Consider the following 19,671-nt stretch of genomic DNA (forward strand, 5'->3'; position numbering starts at 1 on the left):
GACGCTCAAGCCGCCTTGCTGGACACGAAAAATCACTGCGGCCTGATCGGCCAATCTAGATGAAAAGTGCTCTAGCTACGCACGCCTACTTCGCCGAGTAGCGGACATTGGGATCTTCAAAAATGTAACTCGGCACGCCCTGGTTAATTTCCAACTGCTTGATTTCGACAATGGAATAAACGGCGCCATTGGAAGAAGTGACGATTTTCATCGGCATGACAACGCCATTGGCGCTCTGGTGCTCGCTCATGCGCATGTAGGCAATGCTGCGCGAATCGCCGACTTTGGGATGCTGCTCAGTGGCGATCTCCCAATAGGAGTCCTGGTCAATGTAGGTGTAGACGCGCTCTTTCTCGTCCTCGTAGAGGATGACATGGCAGGCAATGCCGTCCAGCATTGTGTCCTTTTCCAGTGTAAAGCGTTCAGGCGTTTCCTCATAGCGCCACAAGTAGCTGCCCAGCCGTGAAGCCTCTTTAAACTTGCTGGCCATGCCTTCCGGTAATTCATCCATCGCACGTGCGTCGCCCTGCCCGTTGGCTTGCTGGGCCCAAATTTCGTTTCCGTCGAAGCCCATGTCAAAACGTAGATCGCCTTGCATCATCACGCGGCGGGCAAAGTTGGGCCGTCGGAAATAGAAGATCATTTCGTGGTCATTCTGAGCTTCATGCGTTTCACCAATTTGCAGGTGCGCATTGAGCTTCAGCGTGGTAACTTGATCCACCTTCGTCGCGGCAAAATGCCGTAGGACCACTTGCTCCAGCGGATCGGCTGACTCGATGCTTTCCAACGCCACTGGCTTCTCTTTGACCACCAAAGGCTCCGGCTCTTCCTGCGCAACAAGCTCAGCCGACTGAACCTCCCCCTCAGCGCCCATGGCGGAGATTGATTGCTGCTTGAATCGAATTAACGCGAAGATGCCGACAACAACGATGAGCAGGATGCTGGCGACGCCAGCGAGAATCATCCGCTGCGGTTTGCTTTTGCGGGACCAGGAGGAGCGACGACGAGATTTTGGCATTCATCGACGCACACACATTCAGCCGCCACTGGAAATACCGGAAGTGTAAAATAACCGCAACGCTGGTGACGCCATTAAGACATTGTTAAGGCCATGTGATTACGCCGTAACCTCAGCTTAACTTGACAACCGTCCATCGCAAAATGAACCCCGCGCCAATGCACACCAACGAAATGCCCCAAATGAACATGGGCACCCAGAAGGCCAGAAACAGGCAAACAGCCAAACCGACCCAGGCCAGCCATTTAGGGTACATCCTTTGTTCGGGAGGTAATTTGAGCGCCGCCGCGTTCATAATTCCGTAATAAATGAGGACCGTGCACGCGCTGAAGGACCAGGCGATCTTGATGTCCTTGAGCAGGCATAAAACAATGATCAACCCAGCCATGCCCAGAATGGCCGCCATGGGCTCGCCGTTCTTATCGAGCTTGCTGAAAAAGTGCGCCACGTCGCCACGCCGGGCCATCGCCAGCAGCACGCGCGACAAGCCAAGGATCAGGTTGAGCAACACGCCGATCAGCGCAACGTAGCCAGCGATCTGAAACAGCTGCGTCGGCGCTGCGCCCTGAAGCCACGCCCAAGCCACGCCCGCATACAGCGCCGCCGAGACGACCAGCGTGATGATCATGGCGCGGGGAATGTTCTTCTTCGGGTCAATGATCTCCTCGCCCATGGTGGCGATGCGCCCGTAACCCGTGTAGGCCACGAAGACCAAGGCGCAGGCTTGGAGGATCGCGGGAATGCCCACTTCTGTTGAGCCAAGGAGTTCATTGGCTATCGGTTCGGGCGGCCCAGCCGGATTACTGAAAATAAGGCTCAACAGACCAGCCAATGTAATGGTCAGGATCGCGGCATTCACCTGTATGCTGCGGCGCAGACCAAACAGGATGGTCGCTGTAACAATCAACACCGCCACAATCGCGCAGGCGACATGGAAGTCAGGCCGGAAAAAGGTCCCAATCGCCAAGGCCGCCGTTGCCGCGCTGGCGCTCTTGGCCAATAAAAACATCATGCCTGCCGTGAAACCCGCGTAGGGATGCAGCAGCCGGTAGCCGTATTCGTAAGCGCCGCCGGAAACCGGATACGCCGCCGCCAGTTGCGCGCTGTTCAGTCCATTTACCGTCGCCACGATGGCGCCCACGGCCACCGCCAATAACGCCCACTCACCCACCTGAAATGTCACCAGTGAGAGGATCACAAACACACCCGTGCCCAAAATCGAGCCGAGCCCCAAAAAGACCGCGCCTTTGACGTCTGCGGTGCGCTTCAGCGCTGCTGACTTATTCGCCATGCGCCCATCAGGCACACGAGCGCCGTTAAAGACAAGCCTGACCTATAAAATTCCGCGCAACTTGTAATGGCGCCCTCTGCGCCGATCCGCTATCCTACGGATATGTCATTAGTGCTCATTGCTGGAATAGTTGTCATTGGAATCGTCGTGGCCGTCATCTTTCTGGGAGGTAAAAACGGATGAGCAGCCCCTACCCGCAGCTCGCGGCCGAGCTTGGCGTCCCCTTGCATGGCGGCGACCCGTTTATGCCCGGCATCCCAATCTTAAGTTTGATCAAGCGACCATATTACGTGGAGGGGCCCTACCGCAGCCGCCACCTGAAGATTTATAATTTTTCGCGCGGCAGCGGTAAAAACAGTACGTCCTACCACGCGGTTCGCATCAGCCTGGCCCGGTCGACGAATCTCACTTTCAAACTCAGCTCGGAAGGCTTCTTTGGCTCCATTGGCAAGGCCATGGGCATGCAGGACATCCAAGCCGGCAACGCCGCGTTCGACAAGGCCTTCATCGTCAAGTGCAACGATCCGGACTTCGTGCGGGGCGCCCTGTTGCCCGAAATCCAGCAAGGGCTCCTCGCGTGCAAGGAAAACTACCGTGGCTTCGGCTCCATCTCGCTCAACGGCGCCTGGATCGGCCCCAACGACTCCACACTCCACTACGAGCAGCGTGGCCACCTCCGCCGAAACGAAGACCGCCTGCGCGCCGCCGCCCTCGCTGCGGCGATGAGCGACCTCGCCGACGCCATCGAGGTATACGCGACAGTGTGAGATTTTAACTGGCCAAAGCCCCGGCCTTGGCATCCAATGACGGCATGAAGCATTTTCTCATTTCATTGTTGATCGGCACAACTTTGGTTGGCGTCGGTTGTTCTGATAAGTCCGATGCCGAGAAGGCCGCCGAAGAAGCCAAGGAGAACACCTCCGAAGCCTTGAGCAGCCTCAATAAAAGCATCCAGGACGCCAGCGATTCCGTCAGCGATAAGGCCAAGGAAATCTCCCAAAACATTTCCGACTGGTCCGAGGAACAGAAGAAGCAGGCCATCGCCAAGTTCAAGGAATCCGGCGACGCGCTCGAAAAGCAATGGGACGCACTCGCCGCCAAAGCAAACGGCCTCTCCGGCGAAACCGAAGACCAGTGGGACCAAGCGGAAGACCATTGGGACGACGCCAAGGAAGCCTTCAACGACGCCCTCGACGACATGCAGGACGCTACCGCCGAAGACTGGGACACAGTCGAAGCTGAGATGAAGAAGGCCTGGACTTCCATGCAAAGCGCGTTCAAGGAAGCAAGCTCTGCATTGCAAAGTAAGTAAGCACTCACAATCTTTTTCAACCCGGCCGCGGCCCCACCTGGGACCGTGGCCAATGTGTATCATTCTCCCAGACATCCCTGCTGACTATGGCCGCTGGCAAAAAAGAGACCCCGATGATGCAGCAATACTGGCGTTATCGTAAGGAGGACCCCCGCGTCCCCGCCGATGCGCTGCTGCTCTTTCGCTTGGGCGACTTCTACGAAATGTTTCATGGCGACGCCGAGGAAGGTGCGCGCCTGCTCGGCATCACGCTGACCCAGCGCGGCGGCTACCCGATGGCGGGCATCCCCTACCACGCGCGCGACACCTACCTGCCCAAGCTCCTCACGCAGGGGGTCAAGGTGGCCATCGTTGACCAGGTCGAAACGCCCAAGCCGGGCAAGCTCGTCGAGCGCGACTTAACGCGCGTCCTCACCCCCGGCACCACGCTGGAAGAACACCAGCTCGACGCACGGCGTAACCACTACCTGCTCGCGTTGACCAGCGACCGCAAAGGCAACTTCCACGCTGCGTGGCTCGACCTTTCCACGGGCGAATTCCAAGTCGCTTCGGAAACCGATCCGGCCAAACTGATGCCGGTCTTTCACGCGATCGACCCCAAGGAAATTCTCCTACCGGAAAACACGTCGATCAAGTGGGCGCACAAGGAAGAGCTCCGCGCCTGGCACGAAGATTTCGACTACTACTGCCAGAACCGCCCCGTCACGATTTTGCCCGACTTCCAGTTTGAAGTCGATGCGGGCGCCCGCGCGGTGCTCGACGCCCTCGGTGTGCTCAATCTGAACGGCTTCGGCCTCGATGTCTCGCACCCCGCGCTCGGCAGCGCTGGCTCGCTCATTGCCTACGCGACGGACACCCTTTGCGCGCCGCCCAAGAACCTGCGCCACATCAAGGAATACCACACGCAGCGCACGCTCCTGCTCGACCCGTCGACGATGCGCAACCTGGAGATTTTCCAAAGCTCGCAAGGCGGGCGCACGGGTTCGCTCATCGCCGCGATCGACCAAACCGTCACCGCCGCCGGTGGCCGCTTGATTGAGCAATGGCTCGCCGAACCGCTTCTTGATTTAAAAGAACTCAACCGCCGCCAACAAGCCGTGGCGGACTTCCATGCCGAGCCCGCGCGCTGCGGCGCGCTCACGGATTTGCTCAAGGGCATCCGCGACATCACCCGCATTTTGGGTCGCCTGCAAAACCGCATTCGCAACCCGCGCGAGCTGGGCGGCATCCGCGACACGATCAACGCGATGCCTGAAATCCGCGAAGAGCTTGCGGCATTCGCCGGCGAAGAAGTGCAAGCTTTGCATGGCAAAGTAAGTTCGTTTGACGCCCTGCGTGAACACCTCGCATTGGCGCTCGCCGACGAACTGCCCGGCAACATTGCCGACGGCGGCGTGATCCGCGATCAATTCGACGAAGACCTCGACTACCTGCGCAGCCTCACGCGCGACAGCAAAACGTGGCTCAGCAACTTCGAAGCGACCGAGCGCGAACGCACCGGCATCAAAAGCCTTAAGGTGAAATACAACGGCGCGTTTGGCTACTTCATCGAAGTCACCAAAGCCAACGCCGCGCAAGCGCCCGAGGACTACATTCGCAAGCAGACAATGAAGAACGCCGAGCGCTTCGTGACCGAAGAACTCCGCGTTAAGGAAAAGGAAATTCTCCACGCCGAAGAGAAGGCGCTCGCCCGCGAAGACCAGCTCTTCCAAGAGCTCGTGACGCGTATTTTGGAAGACGCTTCGGCGCTCGAAGAAACCGCCGCCGCCCTTGCGCAGTGCGATCTCTTTATCGGCTGGGCGCAGCTTGCCCGCGAGTGGGATTACTGCCGCCCCGAGATTGCCGAAGACGACGTGCTCGACATCGAGCAGGGCCGCCACCCCGTCGTCGAGCAAATGATCAAGGCCGACCGTCTGGGTCTGCGCGGCGCCCATGGCTTCGTGCCCAACGACACCTTGCTCACCGCCGGCGAAGAGCAGATCGCGCTGCTCACCGGCCCGAACATGGCCGGTAAGTCGACTTACATTCGGCAGGTCGCGCTGATCACGCTCCTCGCGCAGATCGGCAGTTGGGTCCCGGCCAAGCGTTGCCACGTGGGCCTCGTTGACCGCATCTTCTCCCGCGTTGGCGCCAGTGACGAGCTGGCCCGCGGCAACTCGACCTTCATGGTCGAAATGAACGAGACCGCGAACATCCTCAACAACGCCACGGATCGCAGCCTAATCATCCTCGACGAGATCGGCCGCGGCACCTCGACCTACGACGGCTTGAGCATCGCCTGGGCCGTGGTCGAGCACCTCCATGGCGACAGCGAGAAGGGCCCGCGCACCTTGTTCGCCACCCACTACCACGAGATCACACAGCTAGAAAACACCCTCGCCCGCCTGCGCAATTTCAGCGTTTCGGTGAAGGAGTGGGCAGACGAAATTCGCTTCCTGCACACCGTCATTCCCGGCGCCGCGGACCGCAGTTACGGAATCCAAGTGGCGCGCCTCGCGGGGCTGCCGGCAACGGTCATCACCCGCGCCAAGGCCGTGCTCGAAGAGCTGGAAAGCGAAGGCAACGTCCTCCGCGAAACCCTGCGCGAGCCCAACGCCCCAAAGATCGAACCCAAGCCCAAGCCAAAGCGCGCCCCCAAGCCCGCCCCCGCAGACGACGACCAGCTGGCGCTGTTTTAGGCCACTGCAAATCTCCTCGACTGCCGGAGCTTGTCCGCGTTTGATCGCGCTATGAAACTTGCCCTTATTTCTCTATGTTCCCTCATGCTCAGCACCATCGGCTACGCAGGAGAAACAGAGGATATCTATACAAATTTCTTTGAGCGCACCCCTCTGACTGACGCGGATTATAAGGCCATTGCCAACGGCCAGAAATGCGTCATCGCGGAATACGACGTGGAGAACATGACTCTTCAGAATGCGCTCAACGTGCTCAATGCAGCATCCGTAAAAGCTGAGCCGACCAAGGGCATTGCGCCAATGGTAATCCAGATTCGCCGCAACACGGACCCCGATTCAGTCACACAGAAAGCCACCCAGAAGAACACGATGGAAATCGTCAACCGTATCTGCGGCCAGCTCGGCTATAAGTGGACATCCTACCAAGGCACGATCGTCATCACCTACGCCAACTAATTATTCACCGTGGAAACCCGTCACTTCACCAACTACCCGGTCTTCGGCCCTGACGCCGATTTGATCGACCCGGAAGAGCTGCCCACTTGGGTCATCGAAAACAACGATGACTTGCTCGCCTTTGACAAGCCAGGGTGGGTCGTCTGCCATCCATCGAAGAACGGGCCGTGGTCGAGCCTCGTTGGCGCGTGCCGCGAGTGGACCGGCATGGAGACGCTGCACCTCATTGCGCGCCTCGACCGCGAGACCAGCGGCGTGATCCTGCTGGCCAAGCACAAGGCCGCCGCGCGCAAGCTGCAGATTGCGTTTCAAGACCGCGCCGTGGAGAAGACTTACCACGCCATCCTCGAAGGCGAGATGACGGAGCCCGCCGCCGTCGATCAGCGTCTCGCCAAGGATCTGGAGTCCCCCGTCGCGGCGAAGGTCACGGTGCGCCGTTCCAACTCCTCGCAGCGCGCGATTTCCCACTTCACGCCGCTCGTCGCGCAAAACGGGTACACGCTAGCCGAAGTGAAGCTGGAAACCGGCCGCAAGCACCAGATCCGCGCCCATGCGGAATGGCTGGGCCACCGCGTGGTTGGCGACAAGATTTACGGGCCGGACTCGACGCTGTTCCTGGACTTTATCGAAAACGGCTGGACCGAGCGGCTGGAAGCTAATTTGCCCATGCGGCGACAGGCGTTGCATTGCACGGAGTTAACGTTTAGTGACGGCCTATCCTTCCGCGCGCCACTGGCCTGGGACATGCAGCAATTTGCCCGCGAACGCATGGGCTTGGCTGATTTGCCAGCTCAATGCGTTTAAAACAGCTTATAATTAGTCAAATTAATTTACGCGAGCGGACTTGACCCTTGGCGGGAGTAAGCGCACATTAATACTACCTGTGACCACGATGACGGACACGAACCGCCCGGCGCTTTTCGACCTGGATGGCGCGGTTGAGGCGCTCAATGAGGCGTTGGTAGAGCCGAACGTGCGCCTGCGCTTGGTCGAGCCCGATCATGTGGACTACCAGCAAGACGCCTTTCGCAAGTTCCGCGATGTGCTCTCCGAATGGCGCGAATTCGACAAGCGGGCCAAGTTCACCATCGAAGACAGCCAAGGCCGGACCATGGGCTTCTTTGAATACAAGCGCTACTGGCAGGGCGCGGACGACCTCGGGCGCGACGACTTTATCGAACTGCTCCAAATGCAGCTGCGTTTTCCCTTCGTCCTCAAGGACGGCACTTCACTGGCGGGCTACTCTGGCAAGCGCGCCCGGGTAAAACGTGGCGACGCGCCGACGAGCACCGTTTCACTCAAGATCGATCATGTGCCCAGAGCCCCAACGCTCTTTTGTCAATTTGGCACAACCTTTGGCTGGCGTATCGCTGATCTTTCGGGCACAATGGTAGGCGAACTTTTCCGCTGATGCTCATTCACGGCACAGCGTCGTTCAACCTACAGACGCTGCTATGTCCAACAATTTTCCGCATTATGAGGTGCGCCTCGATGACGGTCGGTTAATCGAATTAACCAGCCCGGAGCGCATGCTGCCTGAGGCTTGGTCCAAAGTAAACACCCTGCCCGAGTGGACGCGTCTCGACTACCATCAATGTCCCAATTGCCCACTGGACGAAAAGCGGATCGAGCGCTGCCCTGCCGCCGCCGCCGTGGCCCAGCTCGTCGAGAATTTCACCGAAGTCGTGTCCTTTCAAAAGGTAGACTTGGTCATCATCCGGGCCAACGGCCAATACTCAGTCCGTGGCTCGGCGCAGATGGTCGTCTTTGCCCTGCTGGTGGAGTTCGTTTCCCGCGCCAAATGCCCGTATCTCTTCGATCCCAGTGCGGACAAGGGCTTCTTCTTTCTGTGCATTGACGTCGACCAGTTGCTCTACCGGTTTTTCGCGAGCTTCCTGATCCAGCACCACTTGCTCAGCTCCGGCGAGCCCGACCCCAATGCCGTCAACTGGAACCGCTTCCAGCAATACATGGGCGAGATCCGCGTATCGCTGGAAGGCCTGCTGGAGCGCATTCAAGCCTATTGCCACGAAGACGCCAACATCAACGCCCTCACCGGCGCCATCAGCATTAGCAAGCTCCTCGAAGAACACTGGGACGACAGCCTCCGCCTCTTCAAGGATATGACTTTCCGCTAAACCCTACTCCACCACAACCCACATCTGAAATAGCATTATGCACGCAATTCGCCTTAGTCTGACCACCGCATGCCTCGCCCTGATGGCCGCCTGCACGACCGTCCCCAAGGTCCAAACGCAAACCAACCCGCAGGCCAATTTCACCGATGTGAAAACGTTCGCGGTGTTGCCCATGCCCACGCAGATCACGGGCGCCGATCCCGGCGCCATGGTGGAAATCGCCGGCCCGGCCAAGGCGGCGATCATTGCCGACATGCAAGCCAAAGGCTATCAAATGGTCCCCGAGGCGCAGGCCGACATCCTCGTCAAGCTCCACGGCGAGCTCCTGCCGCGCACCCAGGTGATCGACACCGGCGTCGTTCCCGTTGGATACTATGCGGACCCATGGGTCGCCGCCTATCCTTACGGCTCCCAGCAAATCGTCCGCAATTACGAGCAAGGCACGCTGGCCATCGAGATTTCGCAAACGGTCGACGGGCAGCCGCAATTGGATTGGGTAGGCTGGACCACGCAAAAGCGCGCGCCCGGCGCCAAGATCAACGTGGACAACGTCGTGGCCGGCATTCACGAGATCCTCGCCGACTTCCCGCCCGACAAGAAGTAGCGTTCTCCGATTGACCTTTGTCCCGCCGTCATTCAACACTGCGGGATGACTGACACTCGCGAAGTCCGCGTTCGATTCGCCCCCAGCCCGACTGGGTTCTTCCACATTGGCAGCGCCCGCACGGCGCTGTTCAACTGGCTCTATGCGCGCCACACCGGCGGCAAGTTCATCTTGCGCGTAGAAGACACCGACTCCGCGCGCAACACACCCGAGGCCCTCGCCGCCCTGCTCGACGGCATGCGCTGGCTCGGCCTCGATTGGGATGAAGGTCCCGAGGTCGGCGGCGATTACGGCCCCTACTTCCAGAGCGAGCGTCAGGACATCTACGCCGAGTATCTTCAGAAGCTGCTCGACGCCGGTCGCGCCTACGAAAAGGACGACGCCATTTTCTTTAAGCTCGAAGGCGAGCGCTACGTCGAGTTCGACAAATACAAGAACGCCGAAGTCGAAAAGGTCCGCACCGAGCCGATTACCGTCAGCGACGCCATCCGCGGCGACGTGACCCGCAACGTCGAGACCGACTTCGTGATCCGCCGCTCCAATGGCGACTACGGCTTCCACTTTGTGAACGTAGTCGATGACATCGCGATGCAGATCACCCACGTCATTCGCGGCGAAGATCACCTCTCCAACACCGCGCGCCACGTGGAAATCTATCAGGCGCTCGGCGCTCAGCCGCCCGTGTTCGCGCACCTGCCGCTCATCCTCAAGACCGATGGCAAGGGCAAGATGTCCAAGCGCGACCAGGGCTCACTGATCGAGGAATACGTGCAGCGCAAGTTCATCCCCGAAGCGGTCCGCAACTTCATCTGCCTGCTCGGCTGGAACCCGAAGGACGGCACCGAGATCATGCCCATCGGCGACATCATCGAAAAGTTCGACTTCCCCGGCATCCAGAAGGAAGCCGCGCGTTTCGACGAAAAGAAGATGGCCTTCATTAACACGGAATACCTGCGTAAATTGCCCGTGGAAACCTTCTGCTGGATGGCGAGCCCCGTCCTCGCTGAAGCCAAGGTGATTGACGAAAGCACCGGGGAGGATTACCTGCACGCCATCCTTGCGATCAGCCAGGAAAAGGCGCGCGACTTCGAAGGCTTGCCCGAGCTCGTCGGCCCGCTCTTCAACGAGGACTTCACTGTCGACGAGGAAGCGCAAAAACGCGTCTTCAAAAAGGGCGAACCGATGGCCCGCCTTGCCGAGCTGCTGCCCGCACTGGAGCAAGTCGATCCGTGGTGCGAGCAGACCATTGACCAAGCCATACTCGACCTCGCCGAAAAGAAGGGACAGCGCAAGTTCGACTACTTCCCAATCGCCCGCCTCGCGGTGAGTGGTCAAGCCGGCGGCCCCGACTTGCTCGCCCTGCTCCGCGCCCTCGGCAAGGAACGCGTTCTCACCCGCATGCGTCGCTTCGTGGAAATGCAGCCCGTCGGCTAACGACGGGCCGACCAACGCTTGTCTTTTATTTCAGTCTAGAAGCGCGTGCGCGTTCCCAGAGTAGAAGCGGCATCCTGCCGCTTTTGGTTTCAGATGGATTAGCCAAAGCGGCTGGAAGCCGCTTCTACGTATACCCCGCGCCCACAAGCCCTCAGTCGAAAAAGCCTTATGCCTCTTTTTCAAAAAGCCTACTCGGTTGTTTTGGAAAAGCCTTACGCTATGTTGTCGAAAAGCCTTATGCTATGTTGGTCCAACAACCGAGCGGTTGTTGCCTCAACACAGCATGCGTTGTTTCCCTGACATAGCCTCGGTTGTTGTGCTGACACAGCATAAGGTTTTTGAGTAAGATGGACAAACCAGCGGAAGCCGCTCTCTAAATGATCTACATGATGCAAGCGAACCCGCAGCAAACTACCCTGCCGGCGCTTCTTCGGCGGCGGCTTCGAGTTTGGCTTTTTCTTCGGCTTCGAGGGCCAAGGCTTCGGCGCGGAGCGCTTCGATTTCCTTTTTGCGCTCCAGGTCCTTCTTGGACTTCAGCTTCGCTTGCAACTCGAATTCTTCGGCGAGCGCATCGAGGTCTTCCATGTCCGGCGGAACGGTGGATACCGCTTCCTCCATCGTGGTTAGCCCGGAACGGACTTTCTTCATCGAGTCCATGTGCAGCGTGAACATCCCGTTGAACATCGCGACCTTTTTCAGCTCGGCAGTTTCCGCCTCCTTGTTGATCGCCTCAATCAACGCTTCACTGGAAGTCATCATTTCGTGGATGCCCACGCGGCCCTTGTAACCCTTACCCGAGCAAGCGGGACAGCCGGTGCGGTTCGCCTTGAAGATGCCCCCGCCTTCGAACTGAATCGCCTTTTTGAGAATATCCAATTCGCGGCCTTCGGCTTCGTAGGGCTGACGGCAGCTCTTGCATACGCGGCGCATGAGGCGCTGCGCGCAAACCGCCACCAGCGAAGCGGAAATCATGAACGGCTCAACGCCCATTTCCGTCAAACGCGCAACGGTGCCCGGCGCGTCGTTGGTGTGCAGGGTGGAGAACAGCATGTGCCCGGTGAGCGCGGCCTCCACTGCGATGCCCGCCGTTTCCGAGTCACGAATTTCCCCGACCAGGATGACGTCCGGGTCCTGTCGGAGGAAAGCGCGCAGCGCGGCGGCAAAGGTCAGCCCAATCTTGCGGTGCATCTGCATTTGGCAGAGCCCGGGCAAGGTATATTCGATCGGGTCTTCGGCGGTGCGGATGCAGATACCGGGGTCGTTAATTTCGTTGAGCGCGGAATACAGCGTCATCGACTTACCGGAGCCGGTCGGACCGCAGTGGAGGATCATCCCGTAGGGACGGCTGATGCACTCGCGGTAGCGTTCCAGATTTTCCGGCTCAAAGCCCAGGGCCGGCAGCGGCAGCGTGGACTTCGACTTGTCAAGAATACGCATAACCGTGCCTTCGCCGTGATTCAGCGGCGCGGTGGACACGCGTAAGTCGATGTTGATCGGCTTGCGGGTAAACTGCTTGAAAACGATACGACCGTCCTGCGGCAAACGCTTTTCCGCGATGTCCAGATTAGCCATAATTTTGAGACGCGCCAGAAGCGCGCCAGCAACCTTGTTGGACACGGAAAGCTTTTCCTGGAGCACGCCGTCAATGCGCACTCGAACGCGGCAATCTTTCTCAAAGGGCTCAACATGGATGTCCGACCCGCCGGAGTAGTAGGCGTCTTCGATGATGCGATTCGCGAGCTGAATGATGGGGGCGGAATCCTCGGCGTCGCCTTCTTCGTCGAGTTTTTCCTCGTCGATGTCGAACTCCATATCGAGCGCATCGACCACGTCGCCAAAGCCTTCGGCAACCACGGGCTGCTCATCGTTACCCATTTTGAGCTTGGCCTGGATTTCGCGCTTAATGCCGAGCAGCGGCGCCACCTTGCGGCGGGTCTGCTCCTGCACGAGGTTGAGCACCGTGAGGTCAAACGGGTTGTGCACGGCGACCACAAACACGTTGCCCACGAAGCCAACCGGCAAAACTTTGTGCTCCTCGCAAAACTCCTTGTCGAGCTTCTCGAAGGTCCGGTCATCGGGCTCATAATGAAAAGCGTTAAAGGGGGCCATGCCGAAGGCTTTGCTCTTGGCGGCCAGCAGTTGGAACTCGCTAATCCCGTAGTCCTGCCCCAGCAGCGCCTCAACCTCCTCGCCCGACAACTCTTCATCGGTGTTGATGATGGTGTCGGCCTGCTCATCCGTCAGGCGGTTGTAGTCTCGGAGGTTGCGGACAATGGCCGCTTGAATGCGTGCGAGAGGCATGGGTTATGGGTGGTGTCTACGTTATTTAATCAGTTCCGGGTAGAGGAGCGGCAATTCGTCCGGAGACGACTCTGGATTCACCGCCTGAGGGTCAACGCCAAGCGCATTGAGCGCACCTTCCAGATCTTGCCCGGACCGCATCGCGGTGCTGATGATTTCAAACTGTCGGTCTTTCACGGCGTCATTGAGCGTCTTGAATTGCTGCGGTAAATTGCCAGTGTAGCTGGAAACACGCCGGAATGCTTCCGTCACGTCATCAGCCATGATTGGGCCGCTTTCCTGGATTGCAGCCGCCGTGCGCAGCACATCGATCAGCTCGCGGAAATTACCCGGCCACGGGTAATTCAGCAGCATGGGCATGGCGCTCGGGTCGAGCTCGGCCCGATCAGGACGGCCCAGGCTTTGGGCGATTTGCGGCAAGTAACGCTGCGTGTAGGCGGCGAGGTCGGCCAGGCGGGCGTTCAGCGGCGGCATGACGCAGAGGCTCTGGTCGAGCAGCTCGCGCAGTTCGGTGTCGATTTGGCGGGAGTCGCTGTCGATCAAGCCGCTTTCAATGAAATAGATAAACGCCAGGTGCTCGGGCGACTCGCGAATGCAGTCCACCACTTGCGCCTGTGCCGTCAGCGTGGAATCCTCAAAACCAATCACGCCGACCAGCTCACTCTCCGCGCCCTTCACGGCGATGGAGTTGAGCATCGCCGTCATGTCAGCCGGATTAGGGTGGCGCAGGTCGAGCCAGCGCACCTTGCGGGTGCTGAACTTGCGCCAGCTTGAGACTTCGCGCAAAAGAAGGTCGCACTCGCTACCCGCTGGAGCCGAGATAAAGATGTGATCCTGCTCGTTGGCCGCATTCCAAACGTGCTCCAGGAAGAACCGAAAGATATGCGAACGGTCACACAGGTGCTCCAGCTGCTTAGGGTAGGTCTGCTTGAAATTGAGGGCTGCCTCCTCTTCGCCTCCCTTGCCCTTGCGGTGCTGGCGAAATTCCTCCTTGGTCGCCGGCTGGACGAACCGCTTCACCTGCCCGATGAATTGCTGAATATCGATTGGTTTTTCCAGCACCAGCGTCACGCCCATGTTGGCGACTTTGACGAGATCGGGCGTATTCATGAGGCCGGACACCAGGATGACCGGCAGATCCGGGTTCATCTCACGGGCCTTGCTCAGGAAGTCCGCGCCATCCATGCCGGGCATTTTGTAGTCGGAAATCACCAGATCGTAGCCCGTGCCATGCAGGCTTTCGATGGCGCGCATGGGATCGGTCACCGAATCAACAATGAATGAGTGTTGCTCCAACAATGCCCGGAGCATGTCGGCGTAGTTTTCTTCATCGTCGAGAACGAGGATTCGCTGTGCCATGTCGATCGTGTGTGTCGGCCACTTATGTGGCTGAATTCAGGTTGTTTATGAGGCGCCACGGACGAGCTTTCAAGCACGCTTTGACGCCTTACCGGCCATCCACCCTAGGGCCCGCCGCAGTTTCACTTACAAAGGCCAACAGAAAAAACTCAGGCAGCGCTCCAAGGTAGCCTCGGCGCTCGGGCTGAGCGACGCATCCGTCAAAACCAAGAGGAAATCACTGTCTTCGTTTACGGCGACCCAAAGCGTCCAGCCGGTAAAGGAAATCTTCAATTGGCGGCGAGGCAGCTCCAGTGAGCGCACCAGCAAATCCAGTTGCAGCACCGCGAGGGAAAATTGCGAAAGCGCCGCTTCGTCGTCCTGATCGCGATGGTAGTGGCCCCATTGATCATCCGCCTGGGTGCGCAGGCCGCGCCAACGGACGCCAGACAGGTTATCAATCCAGCCGGCCAAGTCTTCCCGTGCAGGAATGACGGGGAAAAAATTGGCCACCATCGGGCTCGCACAAAAATCCCCCCACGCCGTCACGCCGCTGTACTTCTTTAAATTATGGCCGGACTCATCCAGGATCAACTGGAAGCCCTCGCCGCAATTCAGGCCGCGAAGCGCCGTCACCGCGCCTAAACCAAGGGCATCGGAGCCACTGCCCAGGGAGCGGATCGCCGTCATCAACGTCACGCTGAAGCTGCTGGAGTCCTCGATGTCGCCTTCGACTTGGACGACCGTGAAGTCGTTCGTAAATCGAATATGCAAAATAGGTTCCAGCGCGTGTTTCTCCATCATAGGCGTAAACGGGATTTTTCCCGGTTATTTAAGAATTCTTTCCACCACTTTGGGGTCGATTCCCAGAACCGAGCTGGCCGCAGCCTGGTCTCCCAGCATGATCGCCACGGCCTTCACATACTCGTCCCGGTAAAGTTGTAAGCCCTGATGCAGGCTGCGGGCCCCGCCCACGGCGGACGCCAGCTTCTGCTCGACCCGCTCCAGATCCTCCATGCTCAGCGTTGGCTTATCCAGGTAGATCGCCATACGCACGAAACGGTGCAACTCTCCGGCATTGCCGCTCCAGGGCTGCTCACGCAGATAAGTCTTGGCGCTGACTTCCAGCTTGGGCGACTTCGACAGGCCATGCGCCTTGGCTTCCAGGTCCAGGTAACGCAGAGCGAGCTCGCCAATGTCATCCGCAATGTCGGACAAGGTCGGCACGGCGATCTCAGTCGTCCCCATAAACATGTAAACCGCGTCGTCGACCACCCGCTCATCATAGAGCAAGTCCAGGTCGCGGCTGACGCAAAAGATGAACCGCATCGGGATCGGGATGCTGTCGAAAGGGTCCTTTTTCCGGCCGATGCGCATGATCAGCGAATACTGCTCCCGGGTCACTGTCTCCGCCGCCGCCACAATAAACGTAAGGCGCTCCCAGCCCTTTTGCGTCGACTCGACGATCGTTTTCATCAGCGACTCGCGGTCGATGCGCGAGCGATCCAGCAGGATGTAAAGATCCTTCACATCGGAATCAAATCCAGTGAAATCCGTTGTGATCGCCTCCAGGTCCGTGCCACGCGGCGTGACCATGACCAGGTTGTTTTTAAAATCGCGCAGGTTGTAGAGCTTCTGCGCGAAATCACGCGAACGCCGGTCCTTCGCCGGAAACATTTCAAAACGAAACGGCAGGCTATGGTGGAAATTTTCCTCCTCGTCGTCATCGTCGGCGCCGGACTCGCGGCGCAGGCCCGCCTCGCGCTCTTCGATCAACGTCGCCGTGCGCTTGAGCAGGGAAAATACATTGAGCGGCTTGAGGAATACGCCCCCCACCCCTTCACGAATCAGGCTGCGGATCGTGTCGTTGTCCAGATACCCCGAAACCATGATGATCGGCACGTCCGGCTTGATCCGCTTCAATGTGCGGATCAGCTCTTCGCCCGACATGCCCGGCATCTTTTGGTCGGTGACCACGAGGTCGAAGTCGCCCTCGGAAAAAACCGTCACCGCGCGCTCCGGCTCCTCACAAGAGCTAACCTCGTAGTTAGCCTGACTGAAAATATCAGTGAGGAGTTGGTTAAAATCGGAGTCGTCGTCGACTATGAGGATTTTCCGTCCCATGTAGCGTAGTTAGGGGGTCATTAAGCTGGAATGCTGTCGTGGAAGTCAATCGTAATGCCTGCCTTACGCGAATCGAAAATCAGCCATTGAGCGAAAAAATAGGCATCGCTCCCTCAGATTTCAAACGATTCAGGCAAAGTTTTTCCGCATCGCGCATCGCCGCGCGCGCGGCGTCATCCAAGTCGTCATAGCCCGCCAAATGTAGCCAGCCGTGGACAAGGTAGAGCGTCAGCTCATCGCCAAAGCTCCAGTCATGCTTGGGCGCCTCGTCGCGCGCTCGATCCACACTCACACAGATTTCTCCGGCAAAATCCATTTCCGTGTCGCCAGGAAAGGTAATCACGTCTGTCGGCGACGGATCATCCAGGAAATCGGCGTGGATCTGCGCCAGTTCGTCATCGGAGAGGAAAACCAGGGAAAGCTCCCCATCCGGCGCAGTGAACGCATCCCAACCATCAAGCAGGGCGAAGCAGCGCTCCAGGCTGCCCTCATCCACCGTCAGTCGGCTATACTGCTGTGCGTTTATTTGAAGGATTCGGGGCATGGGCTTCGGTCGCAGGTTCATTCATTGGGACCGGGGCGGCTGAGTGTCCCCGCTTTTTTTTACCGGTCTCATCCTTGGGATACTGGACGCGGCTGTGCAGCATGTTCAACAAGGTGAAGCAGAAGCTGTCTCGGACTTTGCGGATTTGCGCCACCGTCATCGGCGCTTCGTCCAGTTGGCCGTCATCCAGACGCGCGCCAAAAATGCTGTCCACGAGCTCCTCCACGCTTTGCGGCGTGACTTTCTTCAAGCTGCGCGAGGCCGCTTCCACGGCGTCGGCAAAGAAAATAACGGCGCTTTCGAGCGTCTGTGGCTTGGGCCCCTCGTAGCGGAACGTGCTTTCGTCGACATCGTCGCGGCTGTCAAACGGCGGGTTCGACATGCCCGACTGGAGCGGCAGCACGGTTTGCTGCTGCCGGTTGCACGCCTTGCTGTAGAAATACTTGATCAGCGTCGTGCCGTGATGCTGGCGGATGATGTTGATGAACACCTCGGGCAGCTTGTGCTGCTTGGCCATGTCCACGCCTTCTTTGACGTGGCTCTTGATGATCAGGGCGCTCATGGCCGGAGTCAGCTCGTCGTGCGGGTTGTAGCCCTCGTGCTGGTTTTCCGTAAAATACTCCGGCTTGACCATCTTGCCAATGTCGTGGAACAGGCTCGTCGCGCGGCAAAGCAGCGGGTTCGCGCCGATTTCGTTGGCGGCGCGTTCGGCTAGGTTGGCGACCATCAACGAATGGTGGTAGGTGCCCGGCGCCTCCATTTGCAGCTTGCGCAGGAGCGGGTGGTTAAAGTCCGTCAGCTCCAGCAGGGTGATGTCGGTGGTGTATTTAAAGAGATGCTCCAGGATCGGCAACAAGCCAATGACAATGATCCCCGTGATCACACCGGCGCCAATCGAGGTCAGCACCATTTCGCCCACGGTGATCGGGTCCATCTGGTTCATGAAGCCCGAGAACGCCGAAATCAGCGCCACCACGAGGCCCGAGATCAAGCTGGCCTTCATCAGCTTGCCGCGCAAACGCACGTCCCGCGCAAAGTAAATCGCCGCCATGCCGCCAATCAGGCTGACCAGGAAACTGTCAATCGACCCGCCCCACATCAACGAATGCAACGTGCTGACCGACAGAGACATTAGCGCGGCTGGACGCGGGCCCACCATGATCGCCATGATGATGGCCCCCAGCGCAACCGGCGCTGCAAACGGCAGCAAGGCCATCAGGTTGGAATTACCGCCAAAGAGCGGCGTCTCCCCCAGTTGCTGGATGAGGCGCAGGAAGATCAAATTGAGGATCAGCACAGTGGCGATCAGCCCCAAACGACGATTCGACCGACCATGGACCGAGAACACCGTCTGCATGAACAGGATGCCGCAGATCATGAGCACGATCGTCATCACTGAGCGTTGCACCAGCGTGGCGTTGAAGCCCCAGACAATCTCTGCGCTTTGGTTGAGTTGGTCGCGGTAGGCGGCGACCGCCTCCACCTGCTCGTCGGAAACGATGTTGCCAGGCTCCACGATCACCTGCCCCTGCTCGTAAAACACCTTGACGGGCTCGACGCCGGACGCCGCCTGCGCCTTGATGGCCTCCGTCGTGTCCGCGTCGTATTCGAGGTTCGGCTTCAGGCCCTCCTGAAAAATCCGGTAAAGCGCCCGCGAAAGCGCCAGATCACTCCCGATCCCCGCCAGATTGATGTTCAGAAGCCGCGCGGCTTCCTCCATGGACTGGATGTTGTCGCCCCGGCGGCCCACCACGACCAGCGGCACAATCGCCGAACCTTCAAGGTTGCTCTGTGCGTTGGGCGGCTGCTCAAACACCCCGTCGCGCATCACGTCGCGCAGCGCCAGGGCGCCCTCACGCAGGGTGGATTGACGCTCCACCGGCGTGGTCTTTTCCAGCAAAGTCGTCAAATCCTCGGCATTGACCATGAGGCCGGTTTCCGCGCCAAACGTCGCCGTAAACTGGTCAATGATCGGCGCCCACTCGTTGGGCGGCAGGTCCGCCAGCTTAGGCATCAGCTCGGTTTCGATTGCGGTGTTGAGCTGCTCGATGGTCTTGTTGAAGTTCTTGTAGGGCTCCGGGTCCAGCTTGTAGCGGGGCAGGACGCGCTGGCGCAGTTGCTCGCGCTTGTCCTGGGTGGCCAGATCGCTGACGTAGCTGAAGGGGAAGTCCGCCGCAATGCGCACATTGGCCGTCTGGTTCACCGCAATCGGCGGCCCAGCGGGAGATTGTCCGAGGAAACAGATGGTGATGATCGACACGGCGATCAGCACAAAAATACCGGCCGAGACGATCTGGCTCGTCTCGAAGAACGCCGCCGCTTTCTGCGGCTCCGCATCGCGCCGTTTCCGGCGCGCATCGGCGGCTTGCTGTTTTTTCGACTTTTTCTTGGGCAGAATGGTCATGAATTCCTTTCTGCAGCTCCAGCCAATCT

17 protein-coding genes are annotated in these 19,671 nt (G+C 58.9%); 9 read left to right on the forward strand and 8 right to left on the reverse strand.

Annotated elements, in window-relative coordinates:
• Positions 1-85 precede the first annotated feature (85 nt).
• Both RBB63_RS12655 and RBB63_RS12660 read right to left on the reverse strand, forming a co-directional pair.
• Positions 86-1,018, reverse strand: a complete 933-nt coding sequence (locus tag RBB63_RS12655) for a hypothetical protein (RefSeq protein ID WP_309384766.1) — start codon at positions 1,016-1,018, stop codon at positions 86-88.
• 112 nt (positions 1,019-1,130) lie between these two features.
• Entirely contained in the window at positions 1,131-2,309 is a 1,179-nt protein-coding gene (locus RBB63_RS12660) for an APC family permease (RefSeq protein ID WP_309384767.1), read from the reverse strand.
• 179 nt (positions 2,310-2,488) lie between these two features.
• On the opposite strand from RBB63_RS12660, the gene RBB63_RS12665 reads away from it, so the two are divergent.
• The 9 genes from RBB63_RS12665 (at position 2,489) to RBB63_RS12705 (ending at position 10,931) form a co-directional block, all read left to right on the forward strand.
• Positions 2,489-3,076, forward strand: coding sequence for a hypothetical protein (locus RBB63_RS12665; RefSeq protein WP_309384769.1), 588 nt, complete (start codon positions 2,489-2,491; stop codon positions 3,074-3,076).
• A gap of 44 nt (positions 3,077-3,120) precedes the next feature.
• The gene (locus tag RBB63_RS12670; protein ID WP_309384771.1) at positions 3,121-3,621 is read left to right on the forward strand and encodes a hypothetical protein; all 501 of its coding nucleotides are present in this window, start codon (positions 3,121-3,123) and stop codon (positions 3,619-3,621) included.
• Positions 3,622-3,707: 86 nt separating this feature from the next.
• Positions 3,708-6,299 (forward strand): DNA mismatch repair protein MutS, encoded by a 2,592-nt coding sequence (gene mutS / locus RBB63_RS12675; RefSeq protein ID WP_309384773.1) that lies wholly within the window; start codon positions 3,708-3,710, stop codon positions 6,297-6,299.
• Positions 6,300-6,383: 84 nt separating this feature from the next.
• Positions 6,384-6,755 (forward strand): hypothetical protein, encoded by a 372-nt coding sequence (locus tag RBB63_RS12680; protein ID WP_309384775.1) that lies wholly within the window; start codon positions 6,384-6,386, stop codon positions 6,753-6,755.
• Between the two features lie 9 nt (positions 6,756-6,764).
• The gene (locus RBB63_RS12685; protein WP_309384777.1) at positions 6,765-7,559 is read left to right on the forward strand and encodes an RluA family pseudouridine synthase; all 795 of its coding nucleotides are present in this window, start codon (positions 6,765-6,767) and stop codon (positions 7,557-7,559) included.
• A gap of 88 nt (positions 7,560-7,647) precedes the next feature.
• Positions 7,648-8,166, forward strand: a complete 519-nt coding sequence (locus RBB63_RS12690; RefSeq protein ID WP_309384778.1) for a hypothetical protein — start codon at positions 7,648-7,650, stop codon at positions 8,164-8,166.
• A gap of 43 nt (positions 8,167-8,209) precedes the next feature.
• Positions 8,210-8,893 carry a DUF6901 family protein gene (locus RBB63_RS12695; RefSeq protein WP_309384780.1) on the forward strand — a complete coding sequence of 228 codons (684 nt, stop codon included), beginning with the start codon at positions 8,210-8,212 and terminating at the stop codon, positions 8,891-8,893.
• A gap of 37 nt (positions 8,894-8,930) precedes the next feature.
• A complete protein-coding gene (locus RBB63_RS12700; protein WP_309384782.1) occupies positions 8,931-9,497 on the forward strand; it encodes a DUF4136 domain-containing protein in 567 nt (188 codons plus the stop codon).
• Positions 9,498-9,542: 45 nt separating this feature from the next.
• Positions 9,543-10,931: a glutamate--tRNA ligase gene (locus RBB63_RS12705; RefSeq protein ID WP_309384784.1), complete on the forward strand. Its 1,389-nt coding sequence runs from the start codon at positions 9,543-9,545 to the stop codon at positions 10,929-10,931.
• A gap of 411 nt (positions 10,932-11,342) precedes the next feature.
• Here the strand turns inward: RBB63_RS12705 and RBB63_RS12710 are convergent, their stop codons facing one another.
• The 6 genes from RBB63_RS12710 to RBB63_RS12735 all read right to left on the reverse strand — a co-directional run bounded on the left by RBB63_RS12710 (position 11,343) and on the right by RBB63_RS12735 (position 19,642).
• Entirely contained in the window at positions 11,343-13,232 is a 1,890-nt protein-coding gene (locus tag RBB63_RS12710; RefSeq protein WP_309384786.1) for a GspE/PulE family protein, read from the reverse strand.
• Positions 13,233-13,253: 21 nt separating this feature from the next.
• A complete protein-coding gene (locus tag RBB63_RS12715; RefSeq protein ID WP_309384788.1) occupies positions 13,254-14,591 on the reverse strand; it encodes a response regulator in 1,338 nt (445 codons plus the stop codon).
• A 126-nt stretch (positions 14,592-14,717) separates the two neighbouring features.
• On the reverse strand, positions 14,718-15,374 hold the full coding sequence (locus RBB63_RS12720) for a hypothetical protein (RefSeq protein WP_309384790.1): 657 nt from the start codon (positions 15,372-15,374) through the stop codon (positions 14,718-14,720).
• 24 nt (positions 15,375-15,398) lie between these two features.
• Positions 15,399-16,694, reverse strand: coding sequence for a response regulator (locus RBB63_RS12725; protein WP_309384792.1), 1,296 nt, complete (start codon positions 16,692-16,694; stop codon positions 15,399-15,401).
• 79 nt (positions 16,695-16,773) lie between these two features.
• On the reverse strand, positions 16,774-17,238 hold the full coding sequence (gene ybeY, locus RBB63_RS12730; protein ID WP_309384794.1) for an rRNA maturation RNase YbeY: 465 nt from the start codon (positions 17,236-17,238) through the stop codon (positions 16,774-16,776).
• The gene (locus RBB63_RS12735) at positions 17,201-19,642 is read right to left on the reverse strand and encodes an HD family phosphohydrolase (RefSeq protein WP_309384796.1); all 2,442 of its coding nucleotides are present in this window, start codon (positions 19,640-19,642) and stop codon (positions 17,201-17,203) included. The genes ybeY and RBB63_RS12735 overlap by 38 nt, the downstream gene beginning before the upstream one ends.
• Positions 19,643-19,671: the final 29 nt, after the last annotated feature.

This window comes from Cerasicoccus frondis (genome assembly GCA_031296915.1).
GTDB classification, from domain to species: Bacteria; Verrucomicrobiota; Verrucomicrobiia; order Opitutales; family Cerasicoccaceae; genus Cerasicoccus; species Cerasicoccus frondis.

Bases quoted from the DNA above. Each gene is read 5' to 3' on its own strand.
- ybeY (WP_309384794.1), bottom strand. From the start codon at position 17,238: ATGCCCCGAATCCTTCAAATAAACGCACAGCAGTATAGCCGACTGACG.
- RBB63_RS12655 (WP_309384766.1), bottom strand. From the start codon at position 1,018: ATGCCAAAATCTCGTCGTCGCTCCTCCTGGTCCCGCAAAAGCAAACCG.
- RBB63_RS12710 (WP_309384786.1), bottom strand. From the start codon at position 13,232: ATGCCTCTCGCACGCATTCAAGCGGCCATTGTCCGCAACCTCCGAGAC.
- RBB63_RS12690 (WP_309384778.1), top strand. From the start codon at position 7,648: ATGACGGACACGAACCGCCCGGCGCTTTTCGACCTGGATGGCGCGGTT.
- RBB63_RS12715 (WP_309384788.1), bottom strand. From the start codon at position 14,591: ATGGCACAGCGAATCCTCGTTCTCGACGATGAAGAAAACTACGCCGAC.
- RBB63_RS12680 (WP_309384775.1), top strand. From the start codon at position 6,384: ATGCTCAGCACCATCGGCTACGCAGGAGAAACAGAGGATATCTATACA.
- RBB63_RS12725 (WP_309384792.1), bottom strand. From the start codon at position 16,694: ATGGGACGGAAAATCCTCATAGTCGACGACGACTCCGATTTTAACCAA.
- RBB63_RS12695 (WP_309384780.1), top strand. From the start codon at position 8,210: ATGTCCAACAATTTTCCGCATTATGAGGTGCGCCTCGATGACGGTCGG.
- RBB63_RS12705 (WP_309384784.1), top strand. From the start codon at position 9,543: ATGACTGACACTCGCGAAGTCCGCGTTCGATTCGCCCCCAGCCCGACT.
- mutS (WP_309384773.1), top strand. From the start codon at position 3,708: ATGGCCGCTGGCAAAAAAGAGACCCCGATGATGCAGCAATACTGGCGT.
- RBB63_RS12660 (WP_309384767.1), bottom strand. From the start codon at position 2,309: ATGGCGAATAAGTCAGCAGCGCTGAAGCGCACCGCAGACGTCAAAGGC.
- RBB63_RS12670 (WP_309384771.1), top strand. From the start codon at position 3,121: ATGAAGCATTTTCTCATTTCATTGTTGATCGGCACAACTTTGGTTGGC.
- RBB63_RS12700 (WP_309384782.1), top strand. From the start codon at position 8,931: ATGCACGCAATTCGCCTTAGTCTGACCACCGCATGCCTCGCCCTGATG.
- RBB63_RS12720 (WP_309384790.1), bottom strand. From the start codon at position 15,374: ATGATGGAGAAACACGCGCTGGAACCTATTTTGCATATTCGATTTACG.
- RBB63_RS12665 (WP_309384769.1), top strand. From the start codon at position 2,489: ATGAGCAGCCCCTACCCGCAGCTCGCGGCCGAGCTTGGCGTCCCCTTG.
- RBB63_RS12735 (WP_309384796.1), bottom strand. From the start codon at position 19,642: ATGACCATTCTGCCCAAGAAAAAGTCGAAAAAACAGCAAGCCGCCGAT.